This window comes from Arthrobacter terricola, assembly GCF_004354015.1.
GTDB classification, from domain to species: Bacteria; Actinomycetota; Actinomycetes; order Actinomycetales; family Micrococcaceae; genus Arthrobacter; species Arthrobacter terricola.
In genome coordinates this window covers 136,958-157,940 of sequence record NZ_SMRU01000011.1, presented here as the reverse complement: position 1 = coordinate 157,940, position 20,983 = coordinate 136,958, and the positions used below count along the sequence as shown (strand labels likewise).

Below are 20,983 nucleotides of genomic sequence, written 5' to 3'. Positions count from 1 at the left end.
TACGCCACGCACAAGACCCCCGAAGTCAAGGCATGGCTTGCGGCCCATCCCCGCTTCACCGTCCACTTCACTCCTACCTCGGGATCCTGGCTGAATCTCGTCGAAGTCTGGTTCGGCATCATCGACCGGCAGGCCATCCGGCGCGGCGTCTTCACAAGCGTCAAAGACCTCAACCAGAAAATCCGCCAGTTCATCACCGGCTGGAACGACCGATGCCACCCGTTCGTCTGGACCAAAACCCCCGAACAAATCCTCGCAAAAGCCAACCGCTTAACTACTTCAGAAACGCGACACTAGGATCCGGAAACACCGCACTGATTGGCGGAAGTCCGAACCGTGTTCGGCCAATTTCGGCGCATTACCCTCAACCACTTTGAAACTTTGGGATTCCCTTATTCGGGTTATTTCCCAGCGTCCGTTTGACGACGAACCGGCGCACCTAAAGCTCCTGGCGGGAGCGTCCTCGCAACCAACGCTCCCGCCGGGAAACCGGCTCTCCAATAGAGAATTGCGGTGGCGCAAACGGCGCGATTGGACCCGCCGGCCGGCCGCGAGCCAGGCACTCGTTGCATACTCCGAACTGCTCCTTCACGCCTCTGCCGTGCGCAAAGCAGTTGTGCTTTAGTAAAGCCATGGCTGCTTCCATCGAGGACTACGCGCTGTTGTCGGATCTCCAATCCGGGCCGCTCATCTCCCGATCCGGGAGCATTGACTGGCTTTGTTTCCCGCGATTCGACTCGCCGTCGTTGTTCAGCTCTTTGGTAGGGCTTGAAAACCATGGGCGTTGGCTGCTGGCCCCGGGGCATCCGGAAGCCGTGGTGGAAGACTGGCGCTATATCGATTCGACCTTCGTGCTCGAAACAATCTGGCGGACACCAACCGGAGTCGTCCAGGTCACCGATTTCATGCCGGTAGGGCATACCGGGTCATCCGTGCTTCGCCGGGTTACCGGGCTCGAAGGAGAAGTCGGGATGTACCAGGAGCTCATCATCCGGCTCGGGTACGGCACGGTGGTGCCTTGGACAAGGCGGATCCAAGACGGAACATCCCCCCAGGGGATGGTTCTTCTCGCCATGGCCGGCCCGGACGCAATCGCCCTGAGGGGGCCATATCTTCCGGAGGCACATTCGCACGGTCATTCAGGTGAATTTACTGTGATGGCAGGTGACGTCGTCGATTTTGAATTTACGTGGTTCCCGTCCCATCGGCCGGTTCCTCCCGCCGTCGATATTGACGCTGCGTTGGAACAGTCAATCGACTACTGGTCGCGATGGGCCAGCCACTGCCGCTCCGATGGTCCCTATGGAGGCGCGGTGAAGCGTTCCCTTCTGGTACTGCGTGCGCTGACGAATTATGAGACGGGCGGCATTGTCGCCGCCCCCACAACCTCGTTGCCTGAAGAGTTCGGCGGGCCTCGGAACTGGGATTACCGGTACTGCTGGCTTCGCGACGCGGCATTGACCCTGGAATCCATGCTTACCCATGGCTACGAGACCGAGGCCCTGCAGTGGCGCAACTGGCTGCTCCGGGCACTTGCAGGTGATCCGGAGGATCTACAGATCATGTACGGAATCGCGGGTGAACGCGAGCTGCCGGAACGGACCCTTGACCATCTGCCGGGTTACCTGGACTCACGGCCGGTCCGGGTGGGAAACGCGGCGGTCGCGCAGTTCCAGGCCGACGTCGTGGGCGAGGTGATGGTGGCGCTCGAGAGGCTGCGCCTCGCGGGAGGAAAAGAAGACCATTTCTCCTGGACGCTTCAACAGATCCTCCTGGGATTTGTCGAGAAGCACATTGATGACAAGGACTTCGGCCTGTGGGAAATGAGGGGAGAACCGCAATATTTCACCCACTCCAGGGTGATGATGTGGGCCGCTTTCGATTGCGGCATCCGAGCCGTCCGGGACCATGGCTTGGCCGGACCCGCAGATCATTGGGAACGCCTGCGTGAGCGGCTGCGTGCGGAAATCCTGAGCGAGGGATTCGATCCGAAGATCGGGTCGTTCACCCAAACCTACGGTGGCGGGCAGACCGACGCCGCCTTGCTCGTGATACCCCAGGTGGGCTTCCTCCCGTACAGAGACGAACGGATGCTCGGAACTGTTGCCCGGCTGGAGGAGGAACTCCTCACGTCGGACGGGCTCCTTTTGCGCTACCGCACCGAGACCGGGGTGGACGGGCTCACCCCCGGCGAGCATCCCTTCCTTGCGTGCTCCTTCTGGCTGGTTGAGCAGTATGCCCGCACGGGACGAATGGCAGATGCCAAGGAGTTGATGGACAAACTAGTGGGATTTGCCAACGAGCTCGGCCTGCTCAGTGAAGAGTACGCCACCAAAGAGGAACTCATGGCCGGGAATTTCCCCCAGGCGTTTTCGCACCTGGCGCTTGTGCGGGCCGCCGACGCAATGCACGGGATCGATCTTTTGAGCCTTGCTGCCGAAGAGCCGTCCTGATTTCCAGGGGCATCGTCAGTCGGCGGTACTCCCGAGTGCACTCACCAGTTCCGCCAAGTGTCGCCTGACCTCTTCACCGGCCGCAGCCGCGCCGGCGTGGTCAGTCTTGTCGAGCGCCGCCTCCAGCCGGGCACAGTGCTGCTCCATCCGAAGCGCCCCGACCATCGCGGAGCTGATCTTCAAGCTCAACACGGCGTCCATGGCTTGGTGCCCGTCGCCGTGTTCCAACGCCCGGACGATCCGTTCCACGCGGGCGGGAAGCATCCTCGCGTAACTCGTGGCGAAGCGGCGGGCTGCCTCGGAGTCGTGCAATTCGTGTGCCAGCCTTTGGATTGCCCCGTGGTCGAGGGCCGGCGGCAGGGCGTGCCTTGACGCGATACGGCGGCGGTAACGGGCGAGCCTGCCGACCCGGAACGAACCCAGGAACAGCCCCGACAGGGCGGCCGCCGTCCGCCAACTAAGCGCGTACGCGCGCATCGCGGCACGCAGGGGCCGGATTGCGGGCGCCAGGACGGAGCCGAATGTCTTCGTGTGGTCGGTGCTCCGTGTTGTACGCAAGGTCGGCGGCTTTCTTTCAGGTCCTTTGGGCGGAATCGGATGTTGCTTGGTTAGGCCGAGTGGTTTGGTTCGGTGGGCGTGTTTTCAGGCTTTTTGCGCCAGATGGAGACCAGGAGCATGACCACGAGGGCGGCGGGCGCGCCGTACATCAGGACCTTCAACGCGATGGGGTCGCGGAGGGCGCGGATGGCGTTGCCGAGGTGGGGGATGGTGAAGATTTCCCGGTCGACGGTGGGGGTGGCGAGGGTGGCGGTCCAGGGGTCGGGGCCGTTGTTGGCGTCGCCCTTGGTCTGGACGGTCGCGGTGCCTTGGCTGTTGAGGTCCAGTTTCACGATGCGGTGGGTTTCGACGCGTTGGTCCTGCACGGGGATGTGGTAGGTGATGATGTCCCCGATTTTGAGGTCGGAGACCGGAACGGGAACGGTGACGACGACGTCGCCGGGGTTGATGAGCGGGGACATGGAGCCGGTGAGCATGGTGGAGGTCTGGTAGCCCAGGACGCGGGGCCCGACCGCGAGAAACAAGAACCCCGCCACCGCCGCGACCATCACCACGGTCGCGATGACATTGACCACCGCCCGGAGCACCTTGGCTACGGGTCCACGCTGACGGGAACTGCCCGCGCCGGATTCCGGGGCTGCCGCGTCGGTGGTGATTGCGGAGCGGAGCAGTGTTGCGGTCATGGCTGCGGTCCTTGTCCTGTGGTGGCGTCAGGTGGAGGAGGTGGGGCCGCCCTCCGCCGTGAGGGGCATCGACGGCGGAGGGCGAGTAGGGGTTGTTACTGGTTGGTGGCGGTGCCGACGAGGGCCAGGGAGGCGATGACTTTGCCGGTGGTGGTTTTCAGGTTCAGGCCCATGATCGTCGTCCGTTCCGTGGTAGCTCTGGTGGCTGTGTTGCTGTTGATTCCACAGTGATGCAGCAGTTTTAGGACGGTGCAGGGATCCGGTCAGGGTTGGATCAAGTTTGCTTAAAGATCCGCTTAAGGCTCTCCCAAGGCCCCGATACGCGGGGGCGTCCGGCCCAGGACGGCCAGCCGTGAGCGAGGCCCGGGGCCTACTTGAGTTGTTCGCGCCGCCGGGTCAGGTGGGCGGTTTCCGCGTCGTTGCCGGGCAGGCGGATGGCTTCGCCGTAGGCGTCCCGGGATTCCTCTTTGCGGCCCAACCGGCGAAGCAGCTCGGCACGGGTTGCGTGGAAAGCGCGATACCCGGCCAAGCTCCCTTCCAACCGACGGACCGTTGCGAGGGCCACGTCCGGGCCATCCAGCTCAGCAATTGCCACGGCACGGTTGAGGGCAACGATCGGCGAGGAATCCCGAAGGACGAGTTGGTCATAGAGGGCCACCACCTGCGACCAATCCGTATCCCGTTCATCGCGGGCTGAAGTGTGCACGGCATTGATCGCCGCGAGGATTTGGTAGCGTCCCGGAGCCTCCCCGGAGGCCAATCGTGCACGGACCAACTTGTGACCCTCAGCGATGAGGGTAGTGTTCCAAACTTGGCGGTCCTGCTGATCGAGGGGGATGAGCTCGCCGTCGGCCGAGACCCTGGCGGTGCGGCGCGCTTCGATGAGGAGCATGAGTGCCAGGAGGCCAGCAACCTCGCCGTCTGAGGGCATGAGCGCGTGGAGGAGCCGGGTAAGGCGGATTGACTCGTCGGTGAGGCGGGGACGGAGGGGATCGGTGCCTGGGCCCGTTGCCAAATACCCCTCATTGAAGACGAGGAAGAGGACTGTGAGCACTCCGTCGACGCGGACGGGGAGATCCTCGGCAGTAGGCACGCGATAGGGAATGCGGGCGGCTGCGATCTTGGCCTTTGCCCGGGTGATCCGGCGTCCGATCGCACTCTCTTGCGCCAGGAACGCCCGGGCGATTTCGGCCACGGTCAGCCCGCCGAGCATGCGCAGCGTCAAGGCTACGCGGGCTTCCATGCCCAGTGCCGGGTGGCAGCACGTGAAAATCAGCCGGAGCCGGTCGTCGTCGATCGTCCCGGGCGGCGCGGGGACGTCGTCGTACAACATCTGTGCTTCCTTATGTTTGCCCTCGCGCTTGGCTTCGCGTCGCAGCCGGTCGAGGGCTTTGTGATTCGCCGTAGTGGTGAGCCAGGCGCCCGGGTTGGGCGGCACGCCGCCGGCAGGCCAACGCTCGACGGCGGTGGCGAACGCCTCGGCGGCGGCCTCTTCGGCAATATCGAGGTCACCAAAGCGCCGGGCCAGCGAGGCGACCACCCGCGCCCATTCCTTGCGATGGGCTTGGGCGATCGCCTCCCGTGCGTCCGTCATGGCTGCAGGACGGGGCGCACCTCGACCTTTCGGTTGCACGCTTTTGAGCCCTCGGCGGCCAACTTGAGCGCGGCGTCCAAATCGGGTGCTTCCATGATCCAGAAGCCCACGATGAACTCTTTCGTCTCCACGAATGGTCCGTCCGTGAACACGGGTCCTTCGCGCCGGTTGTCGACGACGGTGGAAGATTCCGGCGCGGCGAGTCCGGCGGCAAAGACCCAGTTGCCGTCGGCGATGAGCTGGTCGTTGAACAGGTCGATTGCGGCTTGTTCGCTGCCGGTGGCGAAGTCGGTGTTGTCGTTGACTACTGAAACCAGGTACTGCATTCGAATCATCTCCTTTGGCGGGCCGCCCCGGTTGGACGGCTTCCCGACTATCCGACGAACAGCATTGCCCCAATCCGACACTACGTCCGGAAATTTTTCCACGTTTTTCGGTGCCCGGTTCTCTGGACGGTCGTGGTGCCTGCCGCCATGATGGATGGAAGCGGGAGCCCTCGGTGCTGTCTGCATCGGGCGATGTCACCCCGCGGTGGAGGTGCGGTGGCATGGCTGACATCCCCTTTTCAGCGGAACGCGGCAAGTCGGCTATGCCCGGAGTGAGCGAGGCCTTCCTGGCGGGCTACTTCGCACAGCTTTCGGAGGAGGACCTGCACGGCTACGGCGCCGAGGCGCTTGATGCGTGGGCGCGCCACCACCTCGAGTTGGCGTCAGCGCGCGAACCCGGCCAGGCCGCCGTCGGGATCTTCAATGAACTGGACGCGAGCATCGTGGCGATAGTGGCGGACGACCTTCCCTATCTGGTCCATTCCATCACGGCGGAGCTGGGCCGGGACGACTCGCCGATCCGATTGCTGGTTCACCCGACGTTCCGCGTTTCCCGGGATGAAGTGACCCACGCCTTGGTCGAAGTTGATCCTGTTTCGTCTCCCGGGAACGGCGTGGCCGGGAAATACATTGCCAACGAGGTCTGGCTCGCGGCGGAAATCGGCTTGCTCGCGGACAGTGCAGCGGTGGCGGAAATGACGGACCGGCTGCACCGCGTTCTGAACGGTGTCGCGATGGTGGCCGCCGACGCCGCCGCCATCCACGGACGGTTGGGAGAAGTCATCGCTTCCGCGCCAAAACTTCCCCGCGGCGCTGTGCCGCCCGCGGAACACATCGCGGGATTGCTTCGGTGGCTCGACGACGGCAACTTCGTGTTCCTCGGTTTTGAGGAGCTCACGACGGCGGATGGCCGGGGGCCGCTTTCGTCTCGGCCGGGTACCGGGTTGGGATTGTTGAGGAACCCGGACCGTGACACTTCAATCGGCGGGCTTTCGACCCGCGAAGCATTGAAGGTCGCCACGTCCGGGCAGCGGTCCACGGTCCTGAGGCAGGCGTACCTCGATGAGGTGCGCTTGACCGAGTTCGATCCGGACGGGGAAGCCGTGGGCGCGCTGCGGTTCTTGGGCTTGTTTACGGCCGGCGCCGCGCACCAATCCGTGCTGAGGATCCCAATCATTCGTGAAAAGGTCCTTTCCGCATGCGAAACCCTTGGCGTAGCAGTGCGGTCCCACCGCGGTGAGGAACTGCTCGCCATCCTGGAGGCGTTTCCGCGCGAAGAACTGTTCCACACAGGCGTGGACGAGCTCACGCGGCTGGCGGGCGACATGCTTCGTGCGAGGGTGCAGCAGAAGCCGCGCGTCTTCCTCCGGATCGACGAGTCCCGCCGGGTGGTATCTGCCACGGTGATGATTCCACGCCGCCAGTACAGCACCGCCGTCCGCCTCTTGATGGAACAAGAGCTGCGGCTCGTTTTCAAGGCAGGTTCGGTGGAGTTCGATGTCCGCCTGACCGGCCTGCCGGTTGTCCTGGTTTTCTTCCGTCTTCGTACCGCCGTCGAGGCGCAGGCCTCGCTCGCCGGGATCTCCGACGAACAGGCACGAGCGCTAGAGCGGCGCCTCGTCTCCGCCGCCCGACCGTGGCCGGATGGACTCGAAGAAGCCATCCGCGAGCGCTTTTCCGCCAGTGAGGCGAGCCGATTGTCGGGGTCGTGGCTGGACGCGTTTCCCGCGAACTATCGCGCGGACCATGAGCCGGAGTCCGCCGTCGGGGACATCATCAATTTCGAGAGGTTCGACGGCGGTGGCCCGGAAGGGAGTCCCGCTGCGGATCCGCTGTTGACGGTTTACCTCAGGCCGGAACCGGTGCTCGACTCAAGCGGGGGAGTGGAACGAGCGGCGCGGATCCGCTTGTATTTGACCAGGCCAAGGAGCCTCACCGAGATCCTTCCTTTTCTGCACGACCTTGGCTTGGAGGTCCTGGACCAGAGGCCATACGAGGTGCGTCGCGCAAGCGGGAGGCACATGTTCCTCTATGACCTTGGGGTGACGTATCCAAGCGGGGTGGATCCGGAGGCCACGAGCGGGCTGGTGGCCGACGCGTTCGCCGCGGCAATGCAAGGCAGGATCGAGTCTGATCGGCTTGATGTGCTGGTCATTCGGGAACGCCTGGATTGGCGCCGCGTGGCAGTGCTGCGCAGCTATGCGAAGTACCTCCAGCAATTGGGTCCAAGCAATTCGTATGGCTTCATCGTTGACACCCTGGTGGGGAATGCCCGGGCTACCCGTGCGCTCCTGGAGCTGTTCGAGGCCAGGTTCGCGCCGGGACTGGATCCGGGTGTCCGGGCTGAGCGAACAGAGACGGCCCGGCAAGAGTTGCTGGCAGCCATTGACGACATTCCGGTCCTGGACGCGGACCGTTTGTTGCGTACGTTCATGGAGTTGGTCGAAGCGACGCTACGCACGAACTATTTCCTCGACAAGGGCCACATGAGTTTCAAGATCGACGTAGGCTCGGTTGCCGCGGCACCGCTGCCGCGTCCCGAGTTCGAGATCTGGGTGTATTCGCCGCGCGTCGAAGGCGTCCACCTCCGTTTCGGCGCCCTGGCACGGGGCGGGCTTCGCTGGTCCGATCGCCGCGAGGATTTCCGCACGGAGGTGCTTGGGCTCGTCAAAGCCCAGAACGTGAAGAATTCGGTGATCGTTCCTACAGGCGCCAAAGGAGGATTCTTCCCGAAGCACCTCGCCGACCCCCTCGTGAACCGCGAAGCGTGGTTCGCGGAGGGCCTTGAATGCTACCGGATCTTCGTCAGTGGCCTCCTGGACGTGACAGACAACCTGGTGGTCACGGACGACGGGGAAATGGTGGTGCCGCCGGAAGGCGTGGAGCGTTACGACGGCGACGATTTCTACCTTGTGGTGGCCGCGGACAAGGGAACCGCGACGTTCTCGGACACGGCCAATGAGCTGGCGCTCTCTTATGGCTTCTGGCTGAACGATGCCTTCGCTTCTGGTGGATCCGTCGGGTATGACCACAAACAGATGGGAATCACCGCCCGCGGAGCATGGGAATCCGTGAAGCACCATTTCAAGGAACTCGGGATCGATCCGCAGGAGCAGGGAATCACCGTGGCCGGGGTCGGCGACATGAGCGGCGACGTGTTTGGAAACGGCATGCTCCTCTCGCCGCACATCCGCCTGGTCGCGGCCTTCGACCATCGCCACATTTTCCTCGACCCCGCGCCGGACCCGGCAGTTTCCTTCCGCGAACGGGAGCGGCTTTTCCGGCTTCCACGATCATCCTGGGCCGACTACGACCCCTTGCTGATCAGTGCCGGCGGCGGTGTGCATTCCCGCGGATTGAAGGCGATAGATATCAGCGATGAGGTCAGGGATTGCCTTGGGTTGGATCCTGCTGTCCGTTCGCTCGCGCCGCAGTCGCTCCTGCAGGCGATCCTCAAGGCGCCCGTGGACCTGCTCTACAACGGAGGGATCGGGACCTATATCAAGGCATCCACCGAGACCAATGCCCAAGTGGGGGACAAAGCCAACGACTCCATCCGCATTGACGGCTCGCAGGTGCGCGCACGGGTTGTGGCAGAGGGCGGAAACCTTGGAGTGACCCAGCGCGGCCGGATCGAGGCGGCGTCGGCCGGCGTCCTGCTTAACACGGACGCGATAGACAATTCGGCCGGGGTGGATTGCTCGGACCATGAGGTCAATATCAAGATTTTCCTTGACCGGATGATTGCGGCACGGAGGATGGGCGCCGAGGAGCGGACTGGCTTGTTGCAGTCCATGACAGATGAGGTGGCGCGCCTTGTCCTTGCAAACAACGCGGACCAGAACGTGCTCCTATTCAACGACCGGCACATGTCCCCGGAACTTACGCCCGGATTTGAGCGCTTCATGGAGTGGCTGGAGGCCGCGGGCGGATTGGACCGTGATTTGGAGGCCTTGCCGAGCGACGAAGAACTGCAGGAGCGGCTGGCTGCGGGCAAGGGACTGACTGCGCCTGAAATGTCGGTGCTTGCTGCCTACGCGAAGATCCAGCTCGCCAAGGAGCTCACCGCGAGCGATTTCGCTGACGACCCTTGGTTCGGACGGGTACTGCGCACTTACTTTCCGGAGCAGCTTTCCGAACGTTTCGACGTCGAACTCGACTCCCACCCGCTGCGTCGCCAGATCATCTGCACCATAGTGGCGAACGACATGATCAACCTGGGCGGAATTACGTTCGCGTTCCGCGCGATCGAGGAAACCACCGCCAGCGCCGCTGCCCTCGCCCGGGCTTTCGTGGTTGTCCGCGAGGCCTACGCCTTGCAACAGTTCGTGGACGGGCTGGCCGAACTACCGCCCGGGATACCCGGTAGACATGCGGTGGAGGCGACTCGGCCGCTCCGGCGGCTCCTTGACAGGGCTACCCGCTGGTACGTGACCCACGACCACCGGGACCAGCCCGTCGAGGTAGCCATGAAGCGGATCATGCCCACCTTGGACCTTCTGCGGAACCGGACAACGGAATTCCTGCGAGGCTCGGACCGTGAGCGCGCCAACGCGCGGCTGGCCCACTGGAACGACGCCGGGATGCCGCCCGAGTTGGGGCGCCGCGCGTCCGATCTGTTGGAAAGCTTCTCCCTCCTCGATATTTCGCTCGTGTCCGAGCAAGTGGATGAACCCCTCACCACGATCGCCGAGATGTACCATACGGTGATTCACGCTTTTGGCGTCGGCGTCCTCCTGCTGCGGATCACGGACCTGCCGCGCGGAACCAGGTGGGAGGCCCTTGCACGGGCGTCCCTGAGGGACGACGCCTATTCCGCCGTGGTGGAAATTACCACTTCTGTCCTGCGGTCCACACCGGGAAGCGACATCTCCGGGGCTTCCGCCATGGAACGCATCGAAGCGTGGGAGCGCGGACGCGAGGAACACCTCGGCCGGATCAAGAGCACCTTCGCCGAGGTCACGCAACCGGGCCGGGTGGACATTGCGTCCATTGCGGTAGCATTGAAGCTTTTGCGGACGTTGGCCCAGCGGTGACAGTGCCAATACGTCCACGGTAGCGTTGCAACCCATGGAAAATGTTGAGCGGTTCCGGCTGCTACTCGAGGAAGAACGGGACCACAAGCAGGACCTCCTCACTTCCCTTCGCCAGGACATCGTGTCAGTGAGCGTCGCCCGGCAGGATTCGAACGTCGACGATGAACACGATCCCGAAGGCAGCACGATAGCGTTCGAGCTTTCCCAGGCCTCGGCGTTGTTGGAGCGAAGCAGGTCCGGGCTTGAACAGATCGAGGCCGCCCTCCAGCGGATCGCCGATGGAAGCTACGGAACATGCGCCGTGTGCGGGTCCGCTATCGCGGAAGGGCGGCTTGAGGCCAGGCCGTGGACGCCTTTCTGCATCGACCACGCCTCCGGCAGGTCCTGACCACAAAAATTACCGGGACTATTTCGGTGACCCGGACGGTTATGCCGTCGGGGACGGAACAGCGTGCACGTAAGTGGACTAGAGGAAACGAGGTGCCATGGTGGCAGAGGCCGGCGGGGGAGTAGGTTTCCGTTCCGAGCGGGGTCCCATCCTGATTGCCCTGATGCTTTCGACAGGGCTGGTGGCCATCGATTCAACCATCGTGGCCACGGCGGTGCCGTCGATTGTGCACGACGTCGGCGGGTTCACTTCCTTCCCCTGGCTCTTTTCGGCGTATTTGCTGGCGCAGGCAGTTTGCGTTCCCGTCTACGCGAAACTGTCCGACGTGCTTGGCCGGAAGCCCATCATCCTGGGTGGCATCGCACTGTTCTTGCTCGGTTCCATCCTTTGTGGAGTGGCGTGGAGCATGCCGGCCCTCATCGCATTCCGGGTGCTGCAGGGCCTCGGGGCAGGCGCCGTCCAACCTGTGGCTATCACTATCGCCGGCGATATCTACACGTTGAGCGAGCGGGCGAAGGTGCAGGGCTACCTCGCCAGCGTGTGGGCTGTGTCCTCCGTCGTGGGCCCAACACTCGGTGGCGTCTTCTCGTCCCTCGGAATCTGGCGCGGGATATTCCTCGTCAACATCCCGCTATGCCTCTTGGCCGGATGGATGCTGGTCCGGACGTTCCACGAGAAGGTCGAGCGCACGAGTCACAGGGTCGACTATGGTGGCGCTGCCCTCCTGACCACGTCCCTCAGCCTGATCATCCTCGGGGCCCTTGAAGGCGGTCAGGCGTGGGCTTGGAACTCTTCCATCAGCGTGACGGTCTTTGTGGTCGGAGCGCTGCTGCTGGGCGCCTTCGTCTTCGTGGAGCGAAGGGCCGCTGAGCCGGTCCTCCCGCCGTGGGTCGTCTCGCGGCGCCTCCTGGCGACCACAGCCATGATCTCCTTCGGCGTCGGCGCGGTCATGCTCGGATTGACCTCCTATGTGCCCACCTTCCTCGAGGGAGCACTGTCCACCTCCCCGATCCTGGCTGGACTCGCGCTCGCGGCATTGACCATCGGCTGGCCGATCAGCGCGTCGCAGGCCGGCCGCTTCTATCTGCGGATCGGCTTTCGCCGGACTGCAATGATCGGCGTGACGCTCGCCGTCCTCGGCTCTGCCGTCCTTGCCCTGACCGCGCACACCCCCAACATCCTGCTGGTAGCGTCCGGGTGCTTCATCGTTGGACTCGGCCTCGGACTTGTTGCGACCCCAAGCCTCATCGCGGCCCAGTCCAGCGTGGAATGGAACGAACGCGGCGTTGTTACCGGGACCAACCTCTTCGCCCGCTCGATCGGAAGCTCCCTTGGCGTCGCAGTTTTCGGCGCAGTGGCCAACGCAATCTATGGTGCCAGCCCTGGCGGTGAAGCAGATCCGCAGGCCATCGTGGCAGCTTCCGCCGCAGTGTTCCTGGCCGTGTTGATCAGTGCCGTGCTGACCGTCGTCGCAGTCCTGGCAATGCCGGGAAGCATTGGAAACAGCCAGGCAAAGGAAACCGAGGCGGCGTCCAAAACGCGGTCCCCGCAAGACTAGGAGCGCCGGCAGCCGATACAGTCGCTTGGATGCCGAGTATCCATACTGTTTCCGAGCTGCCCATCGAGGCGTTGATTTCCGTGCCAAGCGACGTAGCCGCGGATGGCTTCGTCAGGGTGCGGGGTGCCCGCGAGAACAACCTTCGTAACGTGGATGTCTCCGTCCCGCGCGACGCGATAGTGGCCTTCACCGGCGTCTCGGGATCAGGGAAATCCTCACTGGCCTTCGGCACGATCTACGCCGAGGCCCAGCGCCGGTACTTCGAATCCGTAGCTCCATATGCCCGCCGCCTCATCCAGCAGGGGCACAATCCCAAGGTGGAGATGATCACGGGCCTGCCGCCCGCCGTCGCGCTCCAACAGCGCCGCGGCACTGCCAGCAGCCGCTCCACAGTGGGGACGGTGACAACGTTGTCCAACTCGCTCCGCATGCTTTTCTCGCGTGCGGGCAGCCATCCGGCCGGTGCCGGCCCGCTCGACTCGGATGCGTTCTCTCCCAACACCGCGGCCGGCGCGTGTCCAGGGTGCCACGGCATGGGTGTGGCACATACCGTGACCGAAGCCTCGATGGTGCCGGATCCATCATTGAGCATCCGGGACGGAGCCATTGCCGCCTGGCCTACCGCATGGCAGGGCAAGAACCTCCGCGACATCCTCATCCATCTCGATTACGACGTCGATACTCCTTGGAGCAAATTGCCGAGGGAGGACCGCGACTGGATCCTGTTCACCGAGGAGCAGCCGGTAGTGGAGGTCATTCCCGAACGCGACCGGGTGGAGAAACCGTACAAGGGCAGGTTCTGGAGCGCCCGGAGCCACGTGCTGCATACTTTGGCCAATTCCAAGAGCGACACCCAGCGCGAGCGGGCCCTCCGCTTCATGGAATCCGGTCCTTGCCGGCAATGTGGCGGCAGCGGTCTGACGCGCGAGGCTCTTGCCGTAACCTTTGCTGGCAAGACTATTGCCGAGCTCAACGCCGTACCGTTGGCGGAACTGGCCGAGGTGATCCGCCCCACGAGCGAACTAACGCACGCGGGCACGGCGTCCCGCAAGGCGGCCTCGGGTGAGGACAACGAGATAGCAGTCGCAATCACGCGCGACCTGCTCCAGCGGATTACGGTGTTGCTGGACCTGGGCCTGGGGTACCTCGCCCTCGGCCGGGCGACGCCCACATTGTCCCCTGGGGAAATGCAACGGCTCCGGATCGCCACGCAGCTTCGCTCCGGGCTGTTCGGGGTTGTCTACGTGCTGGATGAACCTTCCGCCGGCCTCCATCCTGCCGATGCCGAGCCCCTCCTGGCGGTGCTTCAGCAGCTCAAATCCTCCGGCAACTCGGTGTTTGTGGTGGAGCACAACATGGACATCGTCCGCCACGCCGACTGGCTTGTGGACGTGGGACCGAAAGCGGGAGAACAGGGCGGCAACGTGCTTTACAGCGGGCCGGTTGCGGGCCTCGCGGCCGTTGAGGCCTCCGTCACGCGTCCATTCCTAGCCGCTGAACCGTGGGCGGGTGGTTCCGTGGACCCCGACGGCGGCGAGGACCACGACGGCGGGCATCGCACCGGCGCTAGCAGGACGCCAAGTTCATGGCTGGAACTCAGCGACATCACCCGGCACAACCTGCGCGGCCTGGATGTGTCTGTGCCATTGCGGGTCCTGACCGCTGTGACCGGCGTGTCCGGTTCGGGAAAGTCGACACTCGTCAGCCACGTCCTGGCCGAAGTCGTGGGCGCAGGACTTCACGGGGACGGGTCACGCGAACCAGATCCCGCTGCCGCGCCCAGCGTCGGCGACGTCACGGGCTTGCACCACGTGGATCGCCTGGTGACCGTGGACCAAAAACCGATCGGGCGCACGCCGCGGTCAAACCTCGCCACCTACACCGGCCTGTTCGATGCCGTGCGCAAGGAATTCGCTGCGACAGACGAAGCCAAGGCCCGCGGCTACGGAGCGGGGCGATTCTCCTTCAACGTGGCCGGCGGGCGATGCGAGATATGCCAAGGTGAAGGTTTCGTCGCCGTCGAATTGCTGTTCCTGCCCGGCAGCTACGGACCGTGCCCGGAATGCGATGGTTCCCGTTACAACCCGGAAACCCTCGAAGTCAGGTATCACGGCAAGACCGTGGCCGAGGTGCTGGGCATGACGGTGGATTCGGCCAACGCGTTCTTTGCCGACGTTCCAGCCGTTGCCCGCAGCCTGCAGACCCTCCAGGAAGTAGGCCTTGGCTACCTCCGCCTCGGCCAGCCTGCCACCGAGTTGTCCGGCGGCGAGGCGCAGCGCATCAAACTTGCCACCGAACTGCAGCGGGCCCGTCGCGGGCACACGATGTACCTGCTCGACGAGCCCACCACGGGACTGCATCCGGCCGACGTCCGGCTGCTCATGAAGCAGCTCCAGCGGCTCGTGGATTCGGGAAACACCGTGGTTGTGGTGGAACACGAAATGGACGTGGTGGCCGCGGCCGACTGGGTCATCGATCTCGGACCCGCCGGCGGGGACAAGGGAGGTAAAGTGGTCGCCGCAGGAACGCCTGCGGTGGTCGCAAGCTCCAGCGGGAGCCGGACAGCACCGTACCTAGCGGCAGCAGCGCGCCGGTTCATCAATTAGGGGTCGCGAGCCACGGCTCGGCCCCCCAAGTTCATCGCTCCGCCGTCGCCTCGTCGTCAGGGCCTTCGTCTTCGGCAAGAATGTCGTCGGGACCTTCGTCGTCGAGGCCCGTGTCTTCGGGTTCCCGGCCACCCCTGCCCACGGCGTCCCGGACTTCGGCAGGATCAGTGTCATCGGGGAATGGTTCAGTCTCCCGCCATTCCTCGGCGTGCGCGGGCTGCCTGTTCCTCACCATGCCCAGGGTTTCCTGTTGCATTTTTTCGTCCAAGTGCGGGCTGTGCTTTGTATTGCCCCGTTCAGCCATGCTCTTTCCTTCCTCTTGGAGCCGGGGCCGGTAACCGGCCTCCACGTTTTCAGGCTTCCCCACGCTCCCCTTCGATATCGATGCCCGTCACCGGGGTTCCCGCGCGTTCGTAAACGAGCCAGATTGCGCCCTTGGGAAACGCTTGCGGCGGTTGCGCGAGCGAGAAAGCGGCCGGAACCGTGCCGTCCGGGAAGATCCTCTTGCCGGTGCCCAAAGTTACCGGGTACAGCCAAAGGTTGAGCCGGTCGACGAGTCCTTCCGCGAGGAGGGTCTGGAACAGGCCTCCACTTCCAATGACGTGGGTCTCGTCGTATTGCCCGCGGACTTCCCGGACCTCGGCGGCAACGTCCTGCAAAACCGTGGTGCCGGCCCACCCGGGATCCTTGAGCGTGCGCGACGCCACAAACTTGGGCACGGCGTTGAACTTGGCGGCAATGGGATCGTCGGCGGCGGCGTTGGGCCAGAATCCGGCGAAAATGTCATATGTTTTGCGGCCGAGGAGCAGGGCATCGAGGCGTTGGATTCCCGCCACAATGATGTCCCCGCCTTCTTTGTCGAAGTAGTGGCCTTGCCAGCCGCCGAACTCGAATCCGCCTTCGCGGTCTTCGTCCGGGCCGCCCGGTGCTTGATACACCCCGTCGAGAGTGCTGAACAGGTCGACGACGATGATTCCCATGGTGTGTGCTCCTGTGCTTGTAGGGGGTGATGGCTAAGGCAGGGCTAGAAGTTCATCGTGAAGCTGTTGCAGGTGCGAGGGTTGGGTCGCGATGATTCGTGGCGTCATGGGAGGCGGCGGAGCCTGGACGCCCTCAAGCGGGTCGTCGGTCCGAGGAGCCGAAAGCGTCAAGGCAGCTCCGACGTCGGGCGCGGCGGCATCGCGGTGCGTGAGGGGCGGCAGCCCCCAACGGTGCTCCACCGTCGCGAGAATACTGGTGTGGTCCAGCGGAACGGGACCTTCGGAGCGGAAAACCGTGCCGGGCGGGATGAGCGGGCTGATCAGGACTGTCGGGACGCGGGGTCCGAAGCGGGTGAAATCGAATCCGAATTCACCGGGTGAGTTGTCCGGTGGCGTGGCGCCCCACGGCGGGGCGACATGGTCGTAGCAGCCGCCGTGTTCGTCGTAGGTGATGACGAGGAGGGTAGAGTCCCAGGCCAGCCCATCGCGGACGGCACGGTACGTGTCGAGCAGGAGTTGTTCGCCGAGCGCCACGTTGTAGTTGGGGTGCTGGCTATTGCCCGCGGCGGACCAGGCGGGCTCGAGGAACGAATATGCGGGAAGGCGTCCCGCTTTGGCGTCGGCCTGGAAGTCCTTGAAGTAGCCAAAGTTCGACGCCGGAGCATGGCGCGTGTCGTCAAAGTCCAGTTTTGTCAGGGGAGACGCGGTTTCACCGTAGATTTTCCATGGGATTCCGTGGTTGGTGAGCTGCCCGAAGATGCTCGGCACGGTGAATCTCTTGGTCTTGTCGTCGAGGTTGCCTTGGCTCGTCCCGGCACACGTGAAGGCGCGGTTCGGCATCGTCATGGTGGGGGCCGAGCAGAACCAGGCGTCGCATACGGCGAATCCTTTCGCCATGGCTGAGAGTACGGGCAAAGTGTCCGGGGTGTAACAGCCCATGATCATGCTTTCGGCGGTTCCGGGCACGACGTGCCAGCCTTTGGCCAGGTTGTCCTTGATGGCCTTCGCGTAGCTGGTGACAAAGCCGGTCATGGGAGCAACGGCTCCGGAGGCAGGAGCCGCCGGGTTGCCGAAAAGCTGATCGTTGGTTGCTTGGTAACCCTCTCCGGGGTCGGCGCCGGGCATGAAATAGACATCAGGCGTCGAAGGCGTCAGGCGGTACACGGTGACGGGCTTGCCGTCGCTGCCAGGGCAGGACTCCGTACCGTCCAGGCCGTCAAAGGAGTGGCCTTGCGGTGAAACATTGCCGGATTCGGTATAGAGGAAGCCGAGCATGTGGTCGAATGAGCGGTTTTCCAACATGAGGACCACGATGTGTTCCACGGAGCCGAGACCTTGTGCCGCCATTGCGACCATCCCCTTGGAAGAGAGTTCCTGCCAGTGCTGAACAGTCTCCCACTCGCCGGCCCTCGTGGCTACGGCGACGTGCAGAGTCAGGTGGTTTCGAGGCGCTTGCGCAATTGCTCGGGGTAATCCTCGTAGGCGGCCGCGATGTCTTCGAGGTCGATCATGGGCGGGAAATCGAGGACGGGCTGGTGTTCAGCAAGGAAGCGGGCGGTTTCCTCCACGATGCGCTTTCCGTCTGCATCGGCAAGCCCAAGGCTCTCCAAGTAATCGGGGTCGGTTCGGAAGAGGGATTCCACGGTTGAGCCGTCCGCATCCGCGCGCACGGCATACTCGTTCTCATTCACCATTTCGATCTCGAAGATGTTGTCCATGGTTGCAGCGTACGCCGGGAGAGCGGGCAGTTCGACGTCGACTCGTCAGTAAAAGCGGCTGCTCCCGAGGGATGCGCGCCAAGACTGTGATCAAACTCACTACGCCAGCCATTCGAGTGCCGCGGCAGCGGTCCAGGACTGCGCGAGGCTTCCCAGGGGTTCGCCGGTGAACGGCTCGTAGTATTCGCCGAACGCGAGATCCGACAACTGGCACAGGGAGGCTTCCCTCAGCTCACCGCAGAGCTCCTCCTGGCCGTTTCGTCGACTCGCCCAGCCCAGGAGGAGATTGAGGAAAGGCCAGACGGGCCCGCGCCAATAGGTGCGGGGCTTGAATGCCGGACTGCCCGGTGAGGTTGAAGGCGGCAATGCGAAAGCCAGGCCTCGGTATCCCATCCATTCCGGACCCCGCAGCAAGTCCCGCTGGGCTTCAAGCAGGGCCTTTTCTCCGCCGGAAATCAGTGGAGCGAAGCCGGATACTGTCCGGGTGGAAATCCACTCGCCGGCCCGGACATCGTAATCCCGGGCCAGGCCGGTGACTGGATCTACGGTGGCAGCCACCCCGTTCTGAAAACGGGAGGCAATGCGGCGCAGCTCGGCCGCTTCCGTGGAGTGGCCGATCTCCTCGGCGAGTCCGGCCAACCCATCGCTGGACGCGGCGAGGATCGCGGAAAAGAACACGTCACGGACCCGGAAATCCACAAGGCCCGGAACGAGTTTGTCGTCATAGCCCACGGATTCCATTTGCTGGACCAGCCATAGGTATTTCGTATATTCGGCGTCGTCCGGTCTCTGGGCGGCGTCGGCAACATGGAGCGTGTCACGACGCGTGAACGGCTCGACACGTCCCGGGCGCACGCGGCCGTAGGCTGCATCCCAGCGCGGGGAGTTGTCGAAACCGGATTCCCAGCCATGGTGGATCTCGATCAGTCCTGTCCCGTCCGGATCCCGGGCGTCAACCAGCCAACGGTGCCAGGCCATCCACTGTTCAAAAGATTCTTCCAGGAAGGCCTCAGCGGCGGACTGGTCGCTGCCCCCGTTTTCCCGGCCCCGGTCCACGACATGGCGCAGTGCGATGGCATGGACAGGTGGCTGGCAGATCCCGCTCGTCCGCACACCCGCCGGGCGCGCGGCGACGGAATCGGTGCCCCAGCGTTCCGGCCCGGGAAAGTATCCGGTGGCATTGTCGCTGAAGACGATGTGGGGAATCATGCCGGTTGACCACTGGGCGCTGAGCAGGGTGCGCAATTCCTGGATCGCGCGGGGTACGCTCACGCGTGACAGGCCGATGGTGACGAAAGCGGCATCCCAACTCCACATGTGGGGATAGAGGTTCGGTGCGGCAGTGGTCATCGTCCCCAGATCGTTGAGCCGCAAAACCTTGACGGCGGCCTGGCGGATTTGTTCGTCACTCGCCTGTCGGGTGCACGTCATCCGTTGTTCCTTGCACGCAATTCGCGGCGGAGGATTTTCCCTGACGCCGATTTGGGAACGGCATCGACGAATTCGACGAAACGCACGCGCTTGAAGGGCGCCGCGTGCTCGGCCACAAACGCCATGACGTCCTCGTCGCCTAATTGGGCCCCTGCCTGCCGGACGACGAAAGCCTTCGGCACCTCATCGCCGTCGTCCGCTGGAACGCCGATCACCGCCGCGTCTGCTATCCCGGGATGGGAGAGCAAGAGGGCCTCAAGTTCGGCAGGGGCGATTTGGTAGCCCTTGTGTTTGATGAGCTCCTTGAGCCGGTCCACAATCCTCACGACGCCGTCCGCGGTCACGGTCGCGACGTCGCCGGTGCGGAGGAAGCCATCGGGGTCGATCGTGGCGGCGGTGGCGTCCGGCCGGTTGAGGTAGCCGAGCATGACCTGCGGGCCGCGCACCAGGAGCTGCCCACGCTCACTTTCCCCGTCGTCCGGGAGCGGGATTTCTGCCTCGCTTGTGATGTCGAGGAGTTTGCACTCCGTGTTTGGCACGGTGTAGCCGACCGAGTCGAGCGGGACGTGCTCGGCGCCGCTGCGCGGGATGGCATGGGAGACCGGGCTCAGCTCAGTCATGCCGTATCCCTGGCGCACGACGCATCCGAGCCGGCTCTCAACAGCGTGCCCCAGCTCACCGTCGAGCGGTGCGGCTCCCGAGAGTACGGTGCGGACGGAGGAGAGGTCGTAGTGGTCGACGATCGGATGCTTCGCGAGTGCGACGGCGATGGGCGGAGCGATGAAGAGGTACGTGCAGTGATGGTCCTGTGTGATGCGGAGAAATTCGGCGAGGTCGAACTTCGGCATGGTGACGAGTCGGGCCCGCTCGCCGAGGGCGATATTGAGCAGCACCGTCAGACCGTACATATGGAAGAAGGGCAGGACGGCGAGCACTACATCGTCGGGTGCCACACGGAAGAGGGCGCTGGACTGCGCGACGTTCGCCACCAGGTTGTACTGGCTTAGCATGACGCCCTTGGGCGTGCCGCTGGTGCCTGAGGAATAGGGGATGACCGCGGGGGCGTGCGGATCGATCTTTATGTCAGGTGCCGGGAGGCCCGCGCCGAGCGCATCGGCCAGGGAAGGATGCCCGACGGCGGCTCCTTCCGTGCCGCCGTCGAGCACCACGAGCCGCCCCGGCGGGATTCCTGCCGCGGAAGCCGCGGGCTCGGCCTTCCCCAGCAGCGGTGAGAGGGTGAAAATCCACGAGGCCCCGGCATCGGCGAGTTGCCCGCTGAGTTCTTCGGCGGTGTACAGGGTATTGACGGTGGTCACAACCGCGCCGGCGCGCAGGATCGCGTGGAACGCGACGGCGAATGCGGGGACATTGGGGCAATACAGGCCGATCGTGGTGCCTGGTCCGGCGTCGTGCGCCGCGAGCCATCCTGCGACGGCGTCGATGTGCGCGACGAGCTCTCCGTAGCTCGTTTCAGCTCCCGTGGTTCCGTCCACGAGGGCGACCCGGTCCTGTTCGGCGTTGCCGAGGCTGTCGAAAAGGTATTCGTACAGCGTGGCCTCAGGGATCATGACATCCGGGAACGGGCTGGCGAACATGGCGGCTCCTTCAGCGCACGACGGCGGATCTCGCCGTCGTGCGTCCATTACACCGGC

The 20,983-nt window shown here is 64.1% G+C and carries 16 protein-coding genes; 6 read left to right on the top strand and 10 right to left on the bottom strand.

What is annotated here, in order from left to right; translation table 11 throughout:
• A partial coding sequence (locus E1809_RS11210; RefSeq protein WP_205754049.1) for a transposase occupies positions 1-297 on the top strand: 297 nt, incomplete at its 5' end.
• 335 nt (positions 298-632) lie between these two features.
• Positions 633-2,453: a glycoside hydrolase family 15 protein gene (locus tag E1809_RS11205; RefSeq protein ID WP_133204309.1), complete on the top strand. Its 1,821-nt coding sequence runs from the start codon at positions 633-635 to the stop codon at positions 2,451-2,453.
• Positions 2,454-2,468: 15 nt separating this feature from the next.
• Here the strand turns inward: E1809_RS11205 and E1809_RS11200 are convergent, their stop codons facing one another.
• From E1809_RS11200 to E1809_RS11185, 4 genes are all read right to left on the bottom strand, one after another.
• Positions 2,469-3,011: an Hpt domain-containing protein gene (locus E1809_RS11200; protein ID WP_133204308.1), complete on the bottom strand. Its 543-nt coding sequence runs from the start codon at positions 3,009-3,011 to the stop codon at positions 2,469-2,471.
• A gap of 50 nt (positions 3,012-3,061) precedes the next feature.
• Positions 3,062-3,694, bottom strand: a complete 633-nt coding sequence (locus tag E1809_RS11195) for a signal peptidase I (protein ID WP_133204307.1) — start codon at positions 3,692-3,694, stop codon at positions 3,062-3,064.
• A 370-nt stretch (positions 3,695-4,064) separates the two neighbouring features.
• A complete protein-coding gene (locus E1809_RS11190; protein WP_133204306.1) occupies positions 4,065-5,288 on the bottom strand; it encodes an RNA polymerase sigma factor in 1,224 nt (407 codons plus the stop codon).
• Positions 5,285-5,614 carry a YciI family protein gene (locus E1809_RS11185; RefSeq protein ID WP_133204305.1) on the bottom strand — a complete coding sequence of 110 codons (330 nt, stop codon included), beginning with the start codon at positions 5,612-5,614 and terminating at the stop codon, positions 5,285-5,287. The genes E1809_RS11190 and E1809_RS11185 overlap by 4 nt, the downstream gene beginning before the upstream one ends.
• A gap of 221 nt (positions 5,615-5,835) precedes the next feature.
• On the opposite strand from E1809_RS11185, the gene E1809_RS11180 reads away from it, so the two are divergent.
• The 4 genes from E1809_RS11180 (at position 5,836) to uvrA (ending at position 15,202) form a co-directional block, all read left to right on the top strand.
• Positions 5,836-10,650 carry an NAD-glutamate dehydrogenase gene (locus E1809_RS11180; RefSeq protein ID WP_133204304.1) on the top strand — a complete coding sequence of 1,605 codons (4,815 nt, stop codon included), beginning with the start codon at positions 5,836-5,838 and terminating at the stop codon, positions 10,648-10,650.
• Positions 10,651-10,684: 34 nt separating this feature from the next.
• Positions 10,685-11,038 carry a TraR/DksA family transcriptional regulator gene (locus E1809_RS11175; RefSeq protein WP_133204303.1) on the top strand — a complete coding sequence of 118 codons (354 nt, stop codon included), beginning with the start codon at positions 10,685-10,687 and terminating at the stop codon, positions 11,036-11,038.
• A gap of 97 nt (positions 11,039-11,135) precedes the next feature.
• Positions 11,136-12,596: an MFS transporter gene (locus E1809_RS11170; RefSeq protein ID WP_133204302.1), complete on the top strand. Its 1,461-nt coding sequence runs from the start codon at positions 11,136-11,138 to the stop codon at positions 12,594-12,596.
• 29 nt (positions 12,597-12,625) lie between these two features.
• Complete coding sequence (gene uvrA / locus E1809_RS11165) at positions 12,626-15,202, top strand: excinuclease ABC subunit UvrA (protein ID WP_133204301.1); 2,577 nt, start codon at positions 12,626-12,628, stop codon at positions 15,200-15,202.
• Between the two features lie 31 nt (positions 15,203-15,233).
• Here the strand turns inward: uvrA and E1809_RS11160 are convergent, their stop codons facing one another.
• The 6 genes from E1809_RS11160 to E1809_RS11135 all read right to left on the bottom strand — a co-directional run bounded on the left by E1809_RS11160 (position 15,234) and on the right by E1809_RS11135 (position 20,926).
• Positions 15,234-15,506 (bottom strand): hypothetical protein, encoded by a 273-nt coding sequence (locus E1809_RS11160; RefSeq protein ID WP_133204300.1) that lies wholly within the window; start codon positions 15,504-15,506, stop codon positions 15,234-15,236.
• 49 nt (positions 15,507-15,555) lie between these two features.
• Complete coding sequence (locus E1809_RS11155; RefSeq protein WP_133204299.1) at positions 15,556-16,182, bottom strand: dihydrofolate reductase family protein; 627 nt, start codon at positions 16,180-16,182, stop codon at positions 15,556-15,558.
• Positions 16,183-16,215: 33 nt separating this feature from the next.
• Complete coding sequence (locus tag E1809_RS11150; protein ID WP_133204298.1) at positions 16,216-17,529, bottom strand: alkaline phosphatase family protein; 1,314 nt, start codon at positions 17,527-17,529, stop codon at positions 16,216-16,218.
• A gap of 86 nt (positions 17,530-17,615) precedes the next feature.
• A complete protein-coding gene (locus tag E1809_RS11145; protein WP_133204297.1) occupies positions 17,616-17,900 on the bottom strand; it encodes a hypothetical protein in 285 nt (94 codons plus the stop codon).
• 99 nt (positions 17,901-17,999) lie between these two features.
• Entirely contained in the window at positions 18,000-19,331 is a 1,332-nt protein-coding gene (gene ggh / locus E1809_RS11140) for a glucosylglycerate hydrolase (protein ID WP_133204296.1), read from the bottom strand.
• Positions 19,328-20,926, bottom strand: coding sequence for an AMP-binding protein (locus tag E1809_RS11135; protein ID WP_133204295.1), 1,599 nt, complete (start codon positions 20,924-20,926; stop codon positions 19,328-19,330). The genes ggh and E1809_RS11135 overlap by 4 nt, the downstream gene beginning before the upstream one ends.
• Positions 20,927-20,983: the final 57 nt, after the last annotated feature.